Origin of the sequence: Kribbella qitaiheensis, assembly GCF_014217565.1 — a bacterium.
Classification (GTDB): Bacteria; Actinomycetota; Actinomycetes; order Propionibacteriales; family Kribbellaceae; genus Kribbella; species Kribbella qitaiheensis_A.
Map to the genome: position 1 here is coordinate 3,186,062 of NZ_CP043661.1, position 19,049 is coordinate 3,205,110.

The 19,049-nt window shown below is 68.2% G+C and carries 16 protein-coding genes; 8 read left to right on the forward strand and 8 right to left on the reverse strand.

Features of this window, described 5'->3' with window-relative positions; translation table 11 throughout:
- Positions 1–17: 17 nt before the first annotated feature.
- On the forward strand, positions 18–1,295 hold the full coding sequence (locus F1D05_RS14650) for a vWA domain-containing protein (RefSeq protein ID WP_185448213.1): 1,278 nt from the start codon (positions 18–20) through the stop codon (positions 1,293–1,295).
- Positions 1,292–2,002, forward strand: a complete 711-nt coding sequence (locus tag F1D05_RS14655; RefSeq protein WP_185448214.1) for an FHA domain-containing protein — start codon at positions 1,292–1,294, stop codon at positions 2,000–2,002. Before F1D05_RS14650 ends, F1D05_RS14655 begins: the two co-directional genes overlap by 4 nt.
- Before the next feature lie 288 nt (positions 2,003–2,290).
- On the opposite strand, the gene F1D05_RS14660 is transcribed toward F1D05_RS14655, so the two are convergent.
- The 3 genes from F1D05_RS14660 to groL form a co-directional block, all read right to left on the reverse strand.
- On the reverse strand, positions 2,291–2,731 hold the full coding sequence (locus F1D05_RS14660) for a hypothetical protein (protein WP_185448215.1): 441 nt from the start codon (positions 2,729–2,731) through the stop codon (positions 2,291–2,293).
- Between the two features lie 126 nt (positions 2,732–2,857).
- A complete protein-coding gene (locus F1D05_RS14665) occupies positions 2,858–3,790 on the reverse strand; it encodes a GNAT family N-acetyltransferase (RefSeq protein WP_185448216.1) in 933 nt (310 codons plus the stop codon).
- Positions 3,791–4,090: 300 nt separating this feature from the next.
- Positions 4,091–5,716, reverse strand: a complete 1,626-nt coding sequence (gene groL / locus F1D05_RS14670; RefSeq protein WP_185448217.1) for a chaperonin GroEL — start codon at positions 5,714–5,716, stop codon at positions 4,091–4,093.
- Positions 5,717–6,602: 886 nt separating this feature from the next.
- Between groL and F1D05_RS14675 the strand changes: the two genes are divergently transcribed.
- Entirely contained in the window at positions 6,603–6,926 is a 324-nt protein-coding gene (locus tag F1D05_RS14675) for a PspC domain-containing protein (protein WP_185448218.1), read from the forward strand.
- Between the two features lie 155 nt (positions 6,927–7,081).
- The gene (locus F1D05_RS14680; RefSeq protein WP_185448219.1) at positions 7,082–8,353 is read left to right on the forward strand and encodes a M48 family metalloprotease; all 1,272 of its coding nucleotides are present in this window, start codon (positions 7,082–7,084) and stop codon (positions 8,351–8,353) included.
- Positions 8,354–8,450: 97 nt separating this feature from the next.
- Here the strand turns inward: F1D05_RS14680 and F1D05_RS14685 are convergent, their stop codons facing one another.
- Entirely contained in the window at positions 8,451–9,320 is an 870-nt protein-coding gene (locus F1D05_RS14685; protein WP_246486699.1) for a glycerophosphodiester phosphodiesterase family protein, read from the reverse strand.
- A 153-nt stretch (positions 9,321–9,473) separates the two neighbouring features.
- Between F1D05_RS14685 and F1D05_RS14690 the strand changes: the two genes are divergently transcribed.
- Complete coding sequence (locus tag F1D05_RS14690) at positions 9,474–11,195, forward strand: ABC transporter ATP-binding protein (RefSeq protein WP_185448220.1); 1,722 nt, start codon at positions 9,474–9,476, stop codon at positions 11,193–11,195.
- A complete protein-coding gene (locus F1D05_RS14695) occupies positions 11,192–12,928 on the forward strand; it encodes an ABC transporter ATP-binding protein (RefSeq protein WP_185448221.1) in 1,737 nt (578 codons plus the stop codon). Before F1D05_RS14690 ends, F1D05_RS14695 begins: the two co-directional genes overlap by 4 nt.
- A gap of 48 nt (positions 12,929–12,976) precedes the next feature.
- Here the strand turns inward: F1D05_RS14695 and F1D05_RS14700 are convergent, their stop codons facing one another.
- Positions 12,977–13,540: an rRNA adenine N(6)-methyltransferase family protein gene (locus F1D05_RS14700; protein ID WP_185448222.1), complete on the reverse strand. Its 564-nt coding sequence runs from the start codon at positions 13,538–13,540 to the stop codon at positions 12,977–12,979.
- 151 nt (positions 13,541–13,691) lie between these two features.
- The gene (locus tag F1D05_RS40220) at positions 13,692–13,859 is read right to left on the reverse strand and encodes a hypothetical protein (RefSeq protein ID WP_246486700.1); all 168 of its coding nucleotides are present in this window, start codon (positions 13,857–13,859) and stop codon (positions 13,692–13,694) included.
- 344 nt (positions 13,860–14,203) lie between these two features.
- Here F1D05_RS40220 and map point away from each other — a divergent pair, with 344 nt between their 5' ends.
- Positions 14,204–14,971 carry a type I methionyl aminopeptidase gene (gene map, locus F1D05_RS14710; RefSeq protein ID WP_185449168.1) on the forward strand — a complete coding sequence of 256 codons (768 nt, stop codon included), beginning with the start codon at positions 14,204–14,206 and terminating at the stop codon, positions 14,969–14,971.
- A 566-nt stretch (positions 14,972–15,537) separates the two neighbouring features.
- Here the strand turns inward: map and F1D05_RS14715 are convergent.
- The gene (locus F1D05_RS14715; RefSeq protein ID WP_246486861.1) at positions 15,538–16,659 is read right to left on the reverse strand and encodes an ABC transporter substrate-binding protein; all 1,122 of its coding nucleotides are present in this window, start codon (positions 16,657–16,659) and stop codon (positions 15,538–15,540) included.
- Positions 16,660–16,847: 188 nt separating this feature from the next.
- Positions 16,848–17,993, reverse strand: a complete 1,146-nt coding sequence (locus F1D05_RS14720) for an Rv2578c family radical SAM protein (RefSeq protein ID WP_185448225.1) — start codon at positions 17,991–17,993, stop codon at positions 16,848–16,850.
- A gap of 115 nt (positions 17,994–18,108) precedes the next feature.
- On the opposite strand from F1D05_RS14720, the gene F1D05_RS14725 reads away from it, so the two are divergent.
- Positions 18,109–19,020, forward strand: a complete 912-nt coding sequence (locus F1D05_RS14725; protein WP_185448226.1) for a hypothetical protein — start codon at positions 18,109–18,111, stop codon at positions 19,018–19,020.
- Positions 19,021–19,049 lie beyond the last annotated feature (29 nt).

A 19,049-nucleotide genomic window follows, 5' to 3' on the forward strand; every position in this document is an offset into this window, starting at 1 on the left:
TAGAAAGGACGCCTGAGATGGCCGAGTTCTCCGCCTCCGTGTACCAGAACGAGTTCCTTCCCGACGGCGGCACCGACGTCCACGCGATCGTCACGGTGTCCTGTACCGGCGCGGGCGCGGCCGGCCAGTCCGGTAGCGGCGACGCCGGCGAGATCATCATCGTCGACACCTCCGGCTCGATGGGTGCCGAAGGCATCCGGGCCGCCGCGTACGCCGCCCAGACCGCGCTCGACCAGATCCTCGACGGGGTCTGGTTCGCCGTCATCTCCGGCAACGACCGGGCCCAGCTCGCCTTCCCGCCGTCACCGGAACCGGTGATGGTGAAGATGGACCAGTTCACCCGGCAGGCCGCGAAGGACGCGGTCGCCCGCTTCTACGCCGACGGCGGTACGGCGATGGGCACCTGGCTGCGACTGGCCGCCCGGGTCTTCGCGACCGTGCCGTCGCTGTCGCAGAAGCACGCGATCCTGCTCACCGACGGCGAGAACCAGCACGAGTCGCCCGAGGTGCTGTCCGCCACGATCCAGGCCGTCACCGGTCAGTTCCAGTGCGACTGCCGTGGCGTCGGGGTGAACTGGCAGGTCGACGAGGTCCGCCGGATCGCCACCGCACTGCTCGGCTCGGTCGACATCATCCCCGCGCCCGACCAGCTGGCAGCGGAGTTCTCCAGCCTGATCCGGCAGGCGATGAGCAAGGGTGTCGCCGGGGCCGACATGCGGGTCTGGGCTCCGCAAGGGGCGCAGGTGCTGTTCGTCCGCCAGGTCGCTCCGACCGTCGACGACCTGACCGCCCGGCGTACCGAGGTGAACGCGCTGACCAGCGCGTACCCGACCGGCTCGTGGGGTGACGAGTCCCGCGACTACCACGTCGCGATCAGGCTGGCCGCGAAGGGTATCGGGCAGGAGCAACTGGCCGCCCGGGTCCAGCTCGCGATCGGCGACCAGGTGGTCGCGCAGGGCCTGGTGAAGGCGCTGTGGTCCAACGACGAGGCGCTCACCACCCGGATCAGCCCGGAGGTCGCGCACTACACCGGCCAGACCGAGCTCGCCGAGGCGATCCAGGACGGCCTGGCCGCGAAGGCCGCCGGCGACACCGCCACCGCGACCACCAAGCTCGGCCGCGCCGTCCAGCTCGCCGCCCAGACCGGCAACGAGGAAGCCACCTCGCGACTGCGCAAGGTGGTCGAGATCGACGATCAGGACACCGGCACCGTGCGACTCAAGCGCAGCGTCGAGAAGGCGGACGAGATGGCGCTCGACACGGCGTCCACCAAGACCACCAGGGTGAAGAAATGAGCTCAGCCACCTGCCCTAGCGGGCACCCGTCGGTCTCGACCGACTACTGCGACGTCTGCGGGCTTCCGATCGGCGCTGCGGCCTCCCCGGCCGCTGCGTCCGTCCCGGCTCCCGCCGTCGCGGCACCGGCGCCGGCGACCCAGGCCTGCCCGAACTGTTCCGACCCGGCCGCTCCGGACGCCTTGTTCTGCGAGAACTGCGGCTACGACTTCACCACCGGCACGATGCCGCGACCGGCCTCACCGCTGGACCTCGGTACGCCACCGCCGGTGCCGCCCGCGCCCCAGGAGGTAGCGGACTGGGTGGTGGAGCGCTGGGTCGACCCCGACTGGTACGCCGTACAGCAGAGCGACGACCCGTGCCCGTCACCGGGTCTGCCGGTGGTCATCCCGGTCACGGCCAAGAGCGTGCTGGTCGGCCGGCCGTCGAAGAGCCGCGGGATCTCCCCGGAGATCGACTGCGGCGACGACACCGGGGTGAGCCGCCGCCAGGCCCAGCTCACCACCGACGGCCAGCGCTGGTGGGTCGAGGACCTGCAGTCGTCCAACGGCACCTTCGTCGGCCAGGCTTCCGAGGCGCTCCCCGAGGACCCGATCACGCCCGGCCAGCGCCGCGAACTGACCGGCGACGACCGGGTCTATGTCGGCGCCTGGACCAGGCTCGTCGTCCGCAAGGCAACCCCGGAAGAACAAGCCGGCCAGGCCTAGAACGACAACCTGGACTACCATCCCCTTGGTCCAGGTTGTGCAGCTAACCTGGACCAAGAAGAGACGAGTCCAGGTTTTGAGTCAGCAGATCACATCCATCTGGCGAGCGAATCCAGACGCCTGCGGACCGCGCACGCACAGGCCGGCATTCGAGAATGGCTCGATCTGTTCCTCACCAGCCGGCCGCCATCGGCCGAGAGGGCCAGGCTGTTGACTCGCGGCACGGCCAGGAAGTCGTCGAACGTCGAGTAATCCACGGCCGACGGTAACCCTGGAGGAGTCCGTCGCCTACTGGTTCGTCCAGGCCGCTGCCGGGCGGAAGCAGAGCCACTCGATCAGCACCGACCCCAGCACGATCGGGATGGCCCAGGTCCACGGACTCCCCGGCACGTTGACCACCAGGAATGCCGTCCACAAGGCGATCCAGCCGCCGCCGTACCCGCGCAGTACGCCGCGATACCAGAGGCCGCCTCCCTCCTCGGCCGCCCGCTGACCGAAGTACACGAACAGGTAGGACGCGACAGCGATCGGCCAGAACACCCAGAGCTTCGCCCAGTCGTAGGGCACCATCACCAGGGCCGACAGGCAGACCAGCGCGACGGCCCAGTGATAGGTCTCGCCGAGCCAGTTGAGGCTTCGGCGGCGCAAGGTGAAAACGATCGCCAACGGACCGAACACGAGCGCGACGATTCCGGCCACCACGTGCAGGATCAGCGCGATATCACGCATCGCGGCGGCTCCCCTGACTCCGGTGATCACCGGAGGTGTCTGACATGTCAGGGAAGCATAGGGGTGATACCGCCCGCCGTCTGCCCCTGGTGAAGAACTCTTTCCACCAGGAGCAGACCACTCCCGTCAGTCGATCGGGTAGGACGCGACCATCCGTACGGCGTGGTTGCGGTAACCCTGCCGCTCGAAGCTCGCCGCCATCGGCTTGTTGGTCAGGTCGGTATCGGCCCTGATCCGCTCGGCTCCGCTCTCCACGAGCAGATGCGTCGTCTCGGCCAGCAGGTCATCGCTGTAGCGGTGCCCGCGTTGCTCCGGCACCACCCCGACATAGCCGACGACAGGCCCACCGTTGTTGGCCGAGGGCAACGTGAACCCGACCAGCTTGCCCTCACCGTCGTACGCGAGTCTCCACCAGGAGCGCTCACCCGGCATGGACTGGTAGATCGCCAGGTCCTCCCTGGCCGTGCCCTCGACACCGAGCCGGGCGACACCTCTTGCGGTAGCGGCGTCGAGGCTGCCCTCGATCACCCGGCTGAACACGGCGACGAAGGCCTCGTCGTCGGCCGGCTCGAACCGCAACCGGGTCGACCTCGCCGGCAGACCGTCGGCCGGCGTCCATTCGTACCGCAGCCGCTCGGTCAGCTCCGACAGCCCCGCCGCCGCGGCCGCTTCGAGCCGCGGCTCCAGCTCGGCGACGACGTCCGGCTGGTCACGCCAGGCGTTGGGCAGGAAGAAGTGGTACTCCGGCTGCTCAGCGTCGGCGGGGAAGGTGGCCAGCGCGGAGCGGATCAGCTCGGTCCAGACGGCGACCCGGTCGGCACCAGGTACGGCGTACAGGCCGTCGATGCTGAACGGATGGCCGAACTGCTCCATGCCCCACCAGATGGCCAGGCCGACGATCTCGCCGTCGCTTTCGGCCACCCAGGTCCAGTCGTAGCGGTAGGCGCCCGACGCGAGGTACTCGTCGAAGCGCGGTCGGGTCACGGTGTTCACCGACTGCTCGGCGATCAGCGTGTGGACGGTGTCGAGATCGGTCTCGACGGCAGTACGGATCTTCACTTTCGAATCCTCCAGAAGGAGGCACGGGATCGGCTCAGCGCGAGCTGGACGAGCGGATCGGACGCGCCGGAACACAGGTCAGTCGGTTCATCGGTCGCTCCTCTCCTCGCGGTCGTTCTCGCTGCCGCAGACAGTACGGCCATGGCGAGGTCATGGTCCACCGAATTAACCGGCCGATCCCTGCCACTCGCGGCGTCCTTCCGCAAGGTCACCAGCTGACCGCGTGGGACAACGCAAAGGCGGTCCCAGCCGGAGCTGGGACCGCCTTCATGATGCTTTGTGGTGCTGGACCTCAGGAGATCAGAAGTCCATGCCGCCCATGTCGGGGGCGCCGCCCTGGGCGGCACCGGCCTTCTCGGGCTTGTCGGCGATGACTGCCTCGGTGGTGAGGAACAGCGCCGCGATCGAGGCTGCGTTCTGCAGCGCCGAACGGGTGACCTTGGCCGGGTCGATGATGCCGGTCTTGATCAGGTCCACGTACTCACCGGTCGCGGCGTTCAGACCGTGACCCGGCTCGAGGTTGCGAACCTTCTCCACCACGACGCCACCCTCGAGGCCGGCGTTCACGGCGATCTGCTTCAACGGTGCCTCGACCGCGGACCGCACGATGGCGGCACCGGTGGCCTCGTCACCCTCGAGCTCCAGCTTCTCGAACGCGATCACGCTCGCCTGCAGCAGCGCCACGCCGCCACCGGCGACGATGCCCTCTTCGACGGCGGCCTTCGCGTTGCGAACGGCGTCCTCGATGCGGTGCTTGCGCTCCTTCAGCTCGACCTCGGTGGCCGCGCCGACCTTGATCACCGCAACGCCACCGGCCAGCTTGGCCAGTCGCTCCTGCAGCTTCTCGCGGTCGTAGTCGGAGTCCGACTTCTCGATCTCGGCGCGGATCTGGTTCACCCGGCCGGAGATCTGGTCGGCGTCGCCGGTGCCCTCGACGATGGTCGTCTCGTCCTTGGTGACGACGATCTTGCGGGCCTGGCCGAGCAGCTCCAGGTCCACGCTGTCGAGCTTGAGGCCGACCTCCTCGGAGATCACCTCGCCGCCGGTGAGGACGGCGATGTCGACGAGCATGGCCTTGCGGCGGTCACCGAAGCCCGGCGCCTTGACGGCGACGGTCTTGAAGGTGCCCTTGATCTTGTTCACGACCAGGGTCGCCAGGGCTTCGCCCTCGATGTCCTCGGCGATGATGGCCAGCGGCTTGCCGGTCTGCATCACCTTCTCCAGCACCGGGACCAGGTCCTTGATGCTGGAGATCTTGCTGTTCACGATGAGGATGTACGGGTCGTCGAGAACCGCTTCCATCCGCTCGGTGTCCGTCACGAAGTACGGCGAGATGTAACCCTTGTCGAAGCGCATGCCCTCGGTGAGCTCGAGCTCCAGACCGAAGGTGTTGCTCTCCTCGACGGTGATGACACCTTCCTTGCCGACCTTGTCCATCGCCTCGGCGATGATCTGGCCGACCTGGGTGTCCGCGGCCGAGATCGAGGCGGTGGCCGCGATCTGCTCGCGCGTCTCGACCGGCTTCGCCAGCGCCAGCAGCTGCTCGCTGACGGCCTCGACAGCCTTCTCGATGCCCTTCTTCAGGCCCATCGGGTTGGCGCCGGCGGCGACGTTGCGCAGACCCTCGCGCACGAGCGCCTGGGCCAGCACGGTCGCCGTGGTGGTGCCGTCACCAGCGACGTCATCCGTCTTCTTGGCAACTTCCTTGACGAGCTCGGCCCCGATCTTCTCGTACGGGTCCTCGAGCTCGATCTCCTTGGCGATGGAGACACCGTCATTGGTGATCGTGGGGGCGCCCCACTTCTTTTCCAAGACGACGTTGCGGCCCTTCGGGCCAAGCGTCACCTTGACGGCGTCGGCGAGGGTGTTCATACCTCGCTCGAGGCCACGGCGCGCCTCTTCATTGAAAGCAATCAGCTTGGGCATTCTCCGCGAGTCCTCCCGCGTCGAGTTTTTGGTTCAGCCGGCCGGATGCCCGCGACGGACGGTGCTTTCGGTGCGGCGGTCACGTCCCGCCACCTCTCCGGCACCTCATCGAGGCCGTCTATGGTCACACCTACCGGGCGCGAGCAATTATCACTCTCACCCGGTGAGTGCTAACCAAGTATTAGCACTCGCCCCAAGCGAGTGCAAGCCAGCCCTCCCTCCACACCCCCTCTTCCGGCCCCCGTTCCCGCTGCAGAACTAGTGTCCTGCGTCTGAAGCTTGCTGGATAAGTTGGTTTCGGGTGTTTGTCCTGCGACGCGGTGGTGGCGGCTTCGGCTGCGTTGGCGGTAGTACTCTGCCCGCCGGAATCGGGTGAGAGTTCGTTCGCCGTCGGGGGCAGGGGCGGTATGGGGTTGGTCAAGTCGCGCGGAGCGTGATTGGGCCGGCCGGCCGGCTCCGAGGGCTGTAGGCGTCCGGGAAGCCCCTGTTGCCTGCAGTACGGACGCCTTTGTGCATCGGCTGAGTGTTCCGGGCCGATCGCCTGCTCAGGCCGTGCACAAAGGTACGGAACGCCTGCGTCGGTTGCCGGCCCCTGTGCATCCAGTAGGCATGTTCCCGGGGCCGGGGTACTCAGCCGGTGCACAAAGACGCCCGCACTGGGGGCAACCGGGGTAGCCGTCACCGGCGCGGCCTCGGACACCGTCCGGGGGCCAGTTTCGACGAGGCGATCACCGGCCGAACGGGCCCGGATCGAGGCCGCCCGTCCAGCCCTGAACCGACGAAAGTCGTCAGGGGCGAGGGGTCGGTGTGGGCAGGGGTCGGCTCAGGGGTCGGTCGGGTCCGATCCTGATGTGGCGGAGGGGTCCGCGGCGGCACAGTTGGGGACATGACGAACTCAACTGCACCGTTCTCGAACCTGTCCGGCAAGGTCCTCCGTCGCTCGCGTAACCAGCGGATGCTGTCCGGTGTCTCCGGCGGCATCGCGGAGTACCTCAACATCGACGCGACGCTGGTCCGGCTGGGCATCGTCGGACTCACCATCATCACCGGCGGCACCGCACTGATCGGCTACGTGATCGCCTGGATCGTGATGCCGGAGTCCGACGGCAAGGCGGTCTGGCAGAACGTCCAACAGAACGTTCAGCAGAACGGCCAGCAGGAGTCGGACATCGCCGCCCGCATCTACGACGACAAGCCGCCGGCCGCGTGACCCCGGCAGCCCGGGCCATCCTGGCCCGGCGCCGGCGGGCACTACTACTCAAGCTCCACCGCCAACGCCAGCAGCACGGTGACGACTCTCCTCGGTAGGCCCCGACAGGTCGTCACCGTGCTGCCGCTCCACCGAACTACTGACACACTGCCCCGGTGCAGACGGAAACCGGGGCAACGCACTGCCCACAGTGCTCCCAGCAAGTCCCCGTAGACCCGCGGTGCGTCACCTGGTGCGACAAGTGCGACTGGAACGTCGATCCGACGCCTACTGACCGCCCGTACGCGGCCTGGCGCCTCAAGCTCGAGCACCGCCTCGCCGACACGCTCTACCGCGAACTGGAGTCCGGCACAGTCCACCGCGCAAGCTGGGACGCCGCCCGGCTCACGGCGTACCTACTGTCCGCACTGCTACTCCTGGTGCCACTGACCGCGTTCCTCGGCGGCATCGCCCTACTGCTCTTCTACAGACCGCTCTGGCTCAGCATCGCCTTCGCCGTAGTCGCCTTCTGCCTGGCAATCCTGTTCCGCCCACGCATGCATGGGCTGAGCGACGATGCACAGCCACTGCACCGCGCCGACGCCCCAAGCCTGTACGCCGTACTGGATCGCCTCGCCGAGGCCATCGGCACCCAGCCGGTACACCTGGTCGTCGTGGACGCCGAGCCGAACATCTGGTTCGCCAGGATCGGCTGGCGGTTCCGGCCCGTGGTCGGCATCGGCGTGCCGGCATGGATCGCCTTAGGTCCACAGGAGCGGGTCGCGGTGCTGGCGCACGAACTCGGCCACGGCAAGCACGGCGACGCCCGGCACGGTTTCGTGGTCGACGCCGCGGAGACGATCCTGGCCGAGATCCAGGAGACCTTCAGCACCCAGCCGCTGGACGACTTCCGCCGCGAGGCCGGCGTCTATCTGGAGACCGACCCGACCGTCGGCATCGTGACCAGGATCCTCAATGCCACTGTCGGCGCGCTGGCACGCAGCTACGGCTGGTTGCTGGCCAAGGCTGCGCTGCGCAGCAGCCAGCGGGCCGAGTATCTGGCCGACCGCAAAGCAGGCGAGATGGCCGGCTCCGAAGCGGCCGCGTCCATGCTCGAGCGGACGCTGCTGTTCAGTACCTCGTACTTGGCGCTCGAGCGAAGGCTCCGCTTCGCTCCCGACGAGGAGCCGGTTGCGGCGGTCCGCCGCGAGCTCGGTGAGTTCCCGGCCCGCGAGATCGAGCGGCGGGTCCGGGCCAGCCGGATCCGGGACACCAGAACCGACTCGACCCACCCGCCGACGTACCTGCGGACCAGGCTGATCCGCACCAGGCCCGCCACGAGTGCACGCGTAGTACTGGGTCCTGAGGAGAATCACGCGATCGATCGTAAGCTGGCTGGGCCGGCGGACGCGGCTCTGAGGGAGCTCCAGCTGTCGTTCCCGCGGTAGCTAGACCTTGAGGCTGGTCCGCGCGGCCGCGGCTACTGCTATGTCGGGGTGGTCGGCGAAGGCACCGTCGATGCCGGCCGCGGCGAAGCGGGCCAATTCACCGGCCATGTCCAGGCCGGGCCGGGGTGAAGCGACGCTCGGCACGGAAGGTCCAGACCTGCACGGAGAGCCCGGCGCGATGCGCCTGGTCCACCAGGCTGGTCGGTTCGCCCAGTGCCCCGCTGGAGGTCCGTGGGATCACCAGGTCCTTGTGCGGCGCCAGTACTTGCGCGTACGTCGAGATCTCGCGCAGGCCGGCCGGTTCGATCAGGTCCAGGAACGTCCTGCCGTCGCCCGTCCGCAGGAAGTCGTTCGGCGCGTTCTCGGAGTCGACCAGTTGCACCAGCGGCACACCAGTCATCACCGACAGGCGGCGGAGACTCGTCGGCTCGAACGACTGGACCATCGCCTCGCCCTTGCGCAGCCCCAGCACGGCCAGCCGCTCCGCGAGCAACTCCTCCAGCGGCAACCCCAGGTGCCGGAAGTACGCCGGATGCTTGATCTCGGGGATCACCCCGATCGGACGGCCGAGTCGCTGCGACTCCTGCCGGGCCAGCGCGACGACGTCGTCGAAGGTCGGGATCGTCTCCCGGCCGTCGTACGCCGTGTTGGCGGCCCGGAGCGCGGGCATCCGTTCCCTGGCCCGGAGCGTGCGCAGTTCCTCGTAGGTGAAGTCCTCGACGAACCAGCCGGTGACGGCGGCCCCGTCGATGATCTTGGTGATCCGCCGGTCCGCGAACACCGCGTGGTCGGCGATGTCCGTCGTACCGGAGATCTCGTTCTCGTGCCGGGCCACCAGGACGCCGTCGAGCGTGGCGACCAGGTCGGGCTCCAGGTAGTCGGCCCCCAGCGCCGCCGCGAGGCGGTACGCCGACGGCGTGTGTTCCGGACGGTAGCCACTCGCTCCACGATGCGCGATCACCAGCATGGATTCAGCACAGGCGGTCCAGGTGGCGGCCCGGGAACTCGTTGCCCAACGCAAGATGAAGCTCCGCCACACCTTCTGATCGCCGCGGGGTCGGAGGCGGGGGGTTTTTAATCACATGCTTCTGTCGGTGGCGCCGCCTAGCCTGAGAGAGCTATGAAACAGCTACCTGTCGCCGATCCCGGCACTCCCGATCACCGTTCGCCTGCCCGCTACCTCTGGTGGGTGGCGCGCGGTCAGAAAGCCACGCTCGCGGGCGGGATGGCGTTCGGGATCCTCTGGATGGCGTCGCAGGCCTTCATCCCCGCGATCCTGGGCAAGGCGATCGACCAGGGCATCGCGGATCGCAACGGCGACCGGCTGTTGCAGTGGACCGCCGCGCTGGCGGCCGTCGGGATCCTGCAGGCGCTGGCCGGCATCATGCGGCACCGGTACGCCGTGTCGAACTGGCTCTCCGCGGCGTACCGGACGGTCCAGGTGGTGACCCGGAAGTCGGCCGACCTCGGCGCGACGCTGCCGAAGAACCTGGCCACCGGTGAGGTGGTCAGCATCGGCGCGGGTGACCTCTCCTATGTCGGAAACCTGATGGAGGTCTGTGCCCGGTTCGCCGGATCGATCGTCTCCTTCGCCGTCGTCGCCTTCATCCTGCTGCAGTCCTCGACCGTGCTCGGCCTGGTCGTGCTGATCGGCGTGCCGGTGATGCTGTTCGCGCTCGGCCCGATGCTGCGGCCGCTGCACAAGCAGCAGTTCGCCCAACGCCAGGCGGTCGGCGAGCTGAACTCGCTCGGCTCCGACATCGTCTCCGGCCTGCGCGTACTGCGCGGCATCGGCGGCGAGGACTCCTTCTCCCGGCGCTACCGCGCCGAGTCGCAGGTGGTCCGGCGGGCCGGTGTCCAGGTAGCCCGGATCCAGTCCGTCCTGGATGCCGCCCAGGTCCTGCTGCCCGGCATCTTCGTGGTCTGCGTCGTCGGCCTGGGAGCCCACTTCGCGCTGCGGGGCGAGCTGAGCGCGGGCACGCTGGTCGCCTTCTACGGCTATGCGATGTTCCTGGTGCTGCCGCTGCGGACGGCGACCGAGTTCGCCAACGCGCTGATGCGTGGCCTGGTCGCGGCCGGCCGGGTGAACAGGGTGCTGGAGCTGACTCAGGAAGTGGTGGATCCGGCCGACCCGGTCCGGCTGCCGGAGCGCGGAGACCTGGTCGACCCGGTGTCCGGCATCCGTGCCCGGGACGGCCTGCTGACCGCGATCGTGTCCGCCGAGGCGGACAGCTTGGCGGTGCTGGCCGACCGACTCGGCCGGTACGACGACACCAGCGAGGCCCGGTACGGCGGGGTCACGCTCGCCAGCGCGACCCGGGCGGACGTGCGCAGGCGGATCCTGGTGAGCGACGTCGGCACCCAGCTGTTCACCGGCACCTTGCGCGACGAGCTCGACCCGGCCCACCGGCGTACGGACGATGAGCTGATGGCCGCGATCCGGACGGCGTCCGCCGAGGACGTGCTGGTCGCGTTGCCGGAAGGGCTCGACTCCGATGTCGAGGAGAAGGGCCGCTCCTTCTCCGGCGGGCAGCGGCAGCGGTTGGTCCTGGTCCGCGCGCTACTGGCCGACCCGTCGGTGCTGGTGCTGGTGGAGCCCACCTCCGCGGTGGACGCGCACACCGAGATGCGGATCGCGGAGCGGCTGGCGGAGCACCGGGCCGGCCGAAGCACCGTAGTACTGACTTCCAGCCCACTGCTGCTGGACCGGGTCGACGAGGTGATCTTCGTCGCCGCCGGGAGAGTGGTTGCCGTTGGCAAGCACCGGCAGCTGCTCGAGGAGCAATCGCAGTACCGCGGGACAGTGACCAGAGAGACCGAGGACGAGGAGGTGCCGGCGTGAGACAGATTCTGCCCGTCGCGAGTTCTGCCGACGTACGCCGGTATGCCCGGGTCCTCGCTCGGCGGCACCCGCGCCCACTGCTGATCGCGTTGAGTCTGCACGGCCTGGCGGCGGTGTCCGGCCTGGCCGCGCCACGGTTGATCGGCGGGCTGGTCGAGGACGTCCGGAACGGCACCACCGCAGGCAAGGTCAACCAGGTGATCCTGGTGATCGCCGTCTTCGTGGTGGTGCAGTCATTGCTCACCCGCTGGGCCCGGTATCGCTCCTTCGCGCTGGGCGAGCAGGTGCTGGCCGAGCTGCGCGAGGACTTCGTCGACAACGCATTGGCGCTGCCGATCGGCACGGTCGAGCGAGCCGGCACCGGCGACCTGCTGACCCGCACGTCGCGGGATGTGGACGCGTTGTCGAGGACAGTGCGGTTCGCCGTCCCGGAGACGATCGTGGCGTTCGTGACCGTGCTGTTCACGGTGGCGGCCGCGATGCTCGTCGGCGTCTGGGTGCTGGTCCCCGTGCTCGCGCTCGTCCCCGTGCTCGCGTTGAGCACCAAGTGGTACTTGCGCCGCGCCAAGGACGGGTATCTGCGCGAGAACGCGGCGTACGCACAGTTGACGAGCTCGCTCGCCGAGACCGTCGAGGGTGCTCGCACTGTTGAGGCACTGCAGCGGTACGACCAGCGCGTACAGCGTTCCGATGACGACATCCGCGGTTCGTACAACGCCGAGCGGTACACGTTGTTCCTCCGGACCGTCTGGTTCCCGGTGGTCGAGATCGGCTACGTGGTTCCGGTGGTGGGAACGCTGTTGTTCGGCGGCTGGCTGCACCTCGGTGGGCACGTCTCGCTGGGCGCGGTCACGGCCGGCGTGCTCTACGTCAACCAGCTGATCGATCCGGTGGACCGGCTGATCTCCTGGATGGACGAGCTCCAGAGCGGTGGCGCCGCACTCGCCCGGCTGCTCGGCATCACCGACGTACCGGACGACCGGACCCCGTCGGGCCGTACGCCGGACGGCGAGCTGGTCGAGGCACGCGACGTCAGGTTCTCGTACGTCGACGGGCGCGACGTCTTGCACGGCGTGGAGCTGACTGTCCAGCCGGGCGAGCGGATCGCCATGGTCGGGCCGTCCGGCGCGGGCAAGTCGACACTCGGCCGGCTGGTCGCGGGGATCCATCCGCCACGAACCGGCTCGGTGAGCGTCGGTGGGGTCGGGATGACCGAGCTGCCGTTGGACGATCTGCGCAAGCAGGTCGCGCTGGTCACCCAGGAGCACCACGTCTTCGTCGGCACGCTGCGGGACAACCTCTCGATGGCGCGCACGGACGCTTCCGACTCCGAACTGCTGGCTGCGTTGGAAGCAGTGGACGCGCGGGACTGGACGTTGGCGTTGCCGGACGGGCTCGACACGCGAGTCGGATCCGGGCAGCACGCGTTGACACCGGCCCAGGCACAGCAGTTGGCGTTGGCTCGATTGGTGCTGGCCGACCCGCATACGTTGGTGCTCGACGAGGCGACCTCGTTGATCGACCCGCGCGCCGCGCGGCACATGGAGCGCTCGTTGGGCGCGGTGCTGGAGGGGCGCACCGTGATCGCGATCGCCCACCGGCTCTACACAGCCCATGACGCCGACCGGGTCGCCGTGGTCGAGGACGGCCGGATCACCGAGCTGGGCAGCCACGACGAACTGGTCGCCCAGGACGGTTCCTACGCCGCATTGTGGCGCTCCTGGCACGGCTGACCGCACGAGTTGGCCCCGCCTTCCTGGCTCAGGAAGGCGGGGCCGTTGTCATTTTCGGGCCGTTCTGCGGACAGGACGGCGGATGAGCAGGACAGCTGAATCGACGTGTGGCGGTGGGGTGAAAGCCTTGCGAGGAAGGCGAATCCCGATCGACAGGTCGAAGTACCGCGACCAGCGGGCCGCACCCGGTGCGGCACCATTGGTCCACCGGTTCACCACGGCTCGTTGCAGGACGAGATCGGCCGAGACCAGGCGTGAGCCAGGCGCGAGCAACCTCTTCAGCAACGAGGTGGAGACACCGTACGGCGGGCTGGAGACCACCCGGAACGGTCTGCTGGGCAACCGGAGATCGGCAGCATCAGCACGAACCACCGTCACCGGTGCGTCCGCGAACCGCCGGCGCAACCGGTCGGCACGACCAGGGTGGAGCTCCACGGCGACCACCTGGGCTCCGGCCCGGACCAGCGGCGCGGTCAACGCGCCGAGGCCGGCTCCGACGTCGAGGACGAGTTCCCCGGGAGTGACCCCGGCGGCGTCCACGACCCGCTGAGCCCAACGACTATCGAGCGGATGCCATCCCCAGGCACCCCGCGCCTGCCCGTAGCCGGGCACGACGAACCATCACGAAGCAGTTGATAGACATACCCCGACTCTAAAACCCAAGACTCTCCTATCTCAAAGGCTTTCCGCCTCCGCCTCCGCATCCGTCGCCGTCGCCGATGCCGCCCGGGCGCCGACTCGGAGAGCCGTCTCCTAGGTTGACTCAGAGTGTCGACGGGGCTGCGTCGAGGGACTGCACAGCTTGGCGGGTGCGCTGCTCGGCGAGTTCCAGTCGTGCCTTCTTCTTTGTTGGCAGACCCGGCTTCGCGAGCTCACGCCGTACGTCGAGAACGCGGACCGCGCCCGGCTCCTCCGGGTTCGGGAACGACACCGTCGGGAACCAGGTCGTCCAGCAGATCCAGCAAAGTCCGGAACCGTGTCCGTCACCAGCAGCGGCGCGTACCCGGCCTGCTGCACCTTCCAGTGACCATCGCCGACCGGCGCGAAGGTGAAGCGAACGAGAAGACCCTCCGACTTCCGGCTACCCGGTTCCCGATGCGCGGCCGCGAGATTGCCCAGCCCGTAGGCGACCCACTTGCCGTTGATCTCCTGCATCGGCTGTACGACGTGCGCGTGGTGGCCCGCGTTCGTGGTCCCCACTGGAAAGGGGTGGTCGCACCAGGAGCGTGATAATAGTACCGGTATAACTATCACGTGAAGTTGAGGAAGAAGCTGATGGTCGAACTGAAGACGGCGGCAGAGATCGAGCAGATGCGCACCGCCGGCAAGGTGGTCGGCGCGGCGCTGACCGCGGTGAAGAAGCAGGCCGCTGTCGGTGTCTCGCTGCGCGAACTGGACGAGGTGGCTCGCGACGTACTGCGATCCGCCGGGGCCGTGTCGCTGTTCGACGGGTATCAGCCGGGGTTCGCGACCAACCCGTTCCGCGGCGTGATCTGCACGTCGGTCAACGACGCCGTCCTGCACGGCCTGCCGAGCGAGCTACGCCTGGCCGACGGCGACCTGCTGAACGTCGACTGCGGAGCCTCGATCGACGGTTGGTGCGCCGACTCGGCCACCAGTTTCGTCGTCGGTACACCGAACGCCGACGATCTGGAGCTGATCGCCGCCACCGAGCAGGCGCTCGCAGCGGGGATCGCCGCGGCGGTTCCGGGTGCCCGCATGGGCGACATCGGCGCCGCGATCGGCGAGGTCGGCCACAAAGCGGGCGTCGGCACCAACCTGGACTTCGGCGGCCACGGCATCGGCCGGAGCATGCACGAAGAACCGCACGTCCCGAACGGCGGCCAACCGGGCCGCGGCCTGAAGCTCCGCCCCGGACACGTGATTGCCATCGAACCCTGGTTCTGGCACGGCCCCGGCTCGGTCTACGTCATCGACGAAGACGGCTGGACCCTCCGCTCCGCCGACAAAACCCGAGGTGCCCACGCCGAACACACCGTCGCCATCACCGACTCCGGCCCCCAAATCCTCACCAGCCGCTAACCCACCCTCGCCGGCAACAACAACCAGCCATCCCACCCACCTCCTCCGTCGGCGCTCCCATCGACCCCAGCCGCTGACAACAGCAGGCGGGTCCGCCGAGAGCCACACGCAACCGGCGCCAGGCGCGCAACGAGGACGTCATCCGACCACCCTCGTCGGCAACGACCAGCTAACCCACGCACGTCCTCCGTCGACACTGCCACCCACCCCATAGGCGCGACTCCTACGTCGCCGCTGACAACAGCAGGCGGTGCGTCGGCCGCGCGCACTACCAGGGACGGGCGCGTGATGAAGGTGTCGGCCGACCACCGGTGGTGGCGGGTAGGTGAGCCGGCGCAACTCCTCGGCGGCGCACACGGCCGCGGCGACGAGAGTGTCGGCCAACTGCCCGTCCCGGCGGGGTAGGCCACGCAGCTCCCCCGGCGGCACCCGCGACTGCGGGCGGGCGGCTCAGCCGTGCTGGTCGTGGCGGTCGGGCAGTGGCGGCGTCCCGGGCGGTCCTGAGTTCGTGGCGGGCAAGTCAGTGCGTTCGCCGTACCGCCCGGCGGTGGGTGCTGGTGAGGGGCTTAGGTGGTGTGGAGGGTTCGGAAACTGGTGGGGTCTGCTGGGTCTCGGTCGGCTACTTGGATTGGGGGCGTGGGCCATTGGTAGGTGGGGATGGACGGGGTGCGGGTGAAGGTGATTCGGGCTCGGGTGCCTTCGACTTCTAGGTGGGGCCAGGAGGTGGCTATGCGGGTTCGGGTTGGGCCGTGAGTACGGAGTATTTCGGCGAGTACGGCGATGGTGTCGTAGCCCTCGAAGGCTACGAAGGAAGGGGGTTCGGGTAACAGCTTGCGGAGGGCGGTGTCGACTTGGGTGCCGAGGGGGGTTAGGTGTTCGGGTAGGTAGCGGAGGAAGGGGATTGCGGCGCCGTCGGTGCCCAGCAGAGTTGCCCATTCCGAGAACTCTGGTTGGCCGGCTGGGGCGCCGATCAAGAGTTCGGCCAGGCGGGGATCGTGGCGGATGGCCTTGACGAGTGGAACCGCTGGGTCTGGGTGGCCGACCAGTAGGAGAAGGGCTGTTGTGCGGTTGTTGGCTAGTTCGTCGCAGACGGCCGTGGGGGTTAGTGCGCGCAGGTCGAGTTCGGTGACGGTGCCACCGCGTGGGGTGAGGTAGTCCCGCAGGATGGTGAGGCCGGATGCCCAGTAGATGCTTGACTGGGTTGCGACGGCTATTTGGCTGTGGCCAGAGTTGAGTAGGAAGTCTGCGTAGAGCTGCCAGCCGCGGGATTGTGGCGGGGCTAGGCGCGCGACCCAGTCTGTTGGTTGTTCGGTGAGTGCGTCGAGGACCGCTGACGAGCAGAGAAACGGCAGGCCGAGGGCGTCCGCTCTGGTGGCAGCGGCGCGGGCGACGACGCTGTGATACTCCCCGGCTAAGGCAGCAACGCCTAGGCGGTCCAGCTCGTCTACCGCCGCTACGGCCTTTTGTGGATCGGCTGCGGTGTCTCTGACCAGCAGTTCGAGTGGGGTGCCGGCGATGCCGCCGGCGTCGTTGACATCGCGAACGGCCAACTCGAGTCCGGCTAGGAGGTGTTGCCCTGCCTCTACCCAGCCAGGCCGAGTGAGCGGGACGAGAGCGCCGATCCGGATAGCTGATCCGTCGAGACCAGGCGGCGAGGGCTCCGATGGCGGCGAGGACTGCGACGGCAGCGAGGGCGGTGATGGTGGCGAGGGCGGTGATGGCAGCGATCGTGGCGTGCTCATGAGTTGGCCTCTCCCGGCTGACGAGTCGGACGCAGTGCCCCGATCGCACAGTGGCGTCGGTCGCAGATGACCTGATCACACAGCGCCGAAGCCCGGCGAGCAACCGCTTTTCAGATCACCTGGCGGCCATGGTTCTAGAAAAGCGTGTCCTGGCTGAGGTCCGGGGTGGCTGGTGGGACAGGGGCCGGTGCCTTGCGGGGACCTCGGAAGCGAGCCCGGGTGGGGTCCGGTTCTCCCCAGCCGGAGTCTGAGCCTTGGCCTGGAATCTCGACGATGCCCAGCCGCTTGGTGGGGGTGACCGGTTCGCTGTCGGAGCGAGAGCGGTGGCGGGAGGAGGAGCCGAAGCCATGTTTGTCAAGGAGAGGGCGGACCTTCGCCTCGAAGTCGCGGCGGAAGCTCGGTGAGGCGTTCGCACCCCGCGAGTAGAGCTGCTCATAGCGTGAAACCAGGTCTGGACGCTCCTGGGCGAGCCAACCCATGAACCATTCCTTCACGCCCGGCCTCAGATGCAGGACGAGCGTCGTCACCCCGGTCGCGCCCGCCTCCGCCAGCTCACCCAGCAGCTCGTCCAGTTGCTCAGCAGAATCGGTCATCCACGGCAGCACCGGCGCCACCATCACGCCGCACGGCAGGCCGGCTGAACGCACTGCCCGGATCAGGTCCAGACGGCCGCGCACCGACGGCACGCCAGGCTCGAGACGCTTGCGGAGCTCCTCGTCCCCCAGCGCCAAGGAGATACCGATCCCGACCGGCACCCGCTCGGCCACTTCCGTCAGCAGCGAGAGGTCGCGCTTGAGCAACGTCCCCTTCGTCAGGATCGACAACGGCGTACCGGAATCCGCCAGCGCCTCGATGATTCCCGGCATCAGCCGGTAGCGCCCCTCCGCCCGCTGGTACGGGTCGGTATTGGTGCCGAGGGCAACTTGGTCACCACGCCACGAGGGCCGCGCCAGCTCCCTGCGGAGTACGTCGGCGACGTTCGTCTTGACCACGATCTGCTGGTCGAAATCCAGGCCCTGGTCCAATTCCAGGTAGCGATGGCTCGGACGCGCGAAGCAGTACCGGCAGGCGTGCGTGCAACCGCGGTACGGATTGACCGTCCAGTTGAACGGCAGCCCGGACCCGGGCACCGAGTTCAGCGCCGACCGCGCCAGCACCTCGTGGAACGTCACGCCACGGAACTCCGGCGTCGTCACACTCCGCACCAGGCCCGCGATCGACCCCAGCCCCGGCAACGTCCCCGGCGTTTCCTTGTCGATCTGCTGTCCAGCCCATCGCATGGATGATAGTCGAACACATGTTCGCCGCGCTTTCAAGGCCAGCGGTTCCCGACGTTGTCACCTTCCGTAATCGTCGTCCGTGACCTACTGTCACAAGAAGAGACCGGGGGATCCGATGCATAATGCAGCGAAGGTCATCATCAGCGTTGTCGTCCTGGGGCTGGGGCTCAGTGGATGCTGCAACGGCGCCGACTGTGAGGTCACGCCGACGCCGGCCACGAGCCGGATCAGCATTCCACCCTTCTCACCGCCGCCGTCGGATCCGCCGCCGGCCAAGGCGACCTATCAGGTTCCACGGACCGACTGCCCCGGCAACTACGGTGTCCCGCTCGTCGTCACGACGGACACCGAGGCCGAGGTGGAGTACATCGACAAGATCACCGCGTGTACGACGGTTTCCGGAGCCACGACCTATCTGGAGAACAACAGCGACGCCGTCTGGGTACTGCGGAACACGGGCAGCGTGGACGGCGACGTGACGCCCTGGGGCGACACCCTCACCATGACCTCGTACCGCGGAATCTTCGCAGCCGGCCGGAACTTCCTCGTGCCGGGAGGCGTCGTCACGGTCGACCTGCCACCGGCCTCGCTCGCGTGGGATCTGGAACTTCCGCTCACGGTCGGGTGGGTGGGGCATTCCGTGGTCGCGGGGAAGATCGCGTCACTCGGGCAGCAGGCCTTGGCCGATGCACTCAAACGCACCGGCCGGCTCAGTCCGGCACTGGTCCAATGCACCCTCGCGGTCACGAAGTACGCCGGGACCGTCGACGGACTGGCGGACAAGCAGTTGTCCACCATCGTCATGGAGGGGTTGGGCGTCGGGATCGCCACCAGCAAGTGCCGCGACGAAACCCTGAAGGTGACTGTCCGGGAGCCGACCACGAAGCTGCCGATCGCCTTGTCCGACGACATCGCCAAGGCGAGCAGGGTGACCGAGTACCTCGAAGGCATCGACAAGTTCCTCAACTATGCCAAGCAAGGCAGCCGCTTCTCCAAACTGGCCATCCGTTTCGTCGCCCACCTCTGAGGAGCGCACCGGCCTCTGTCGCCGCGATG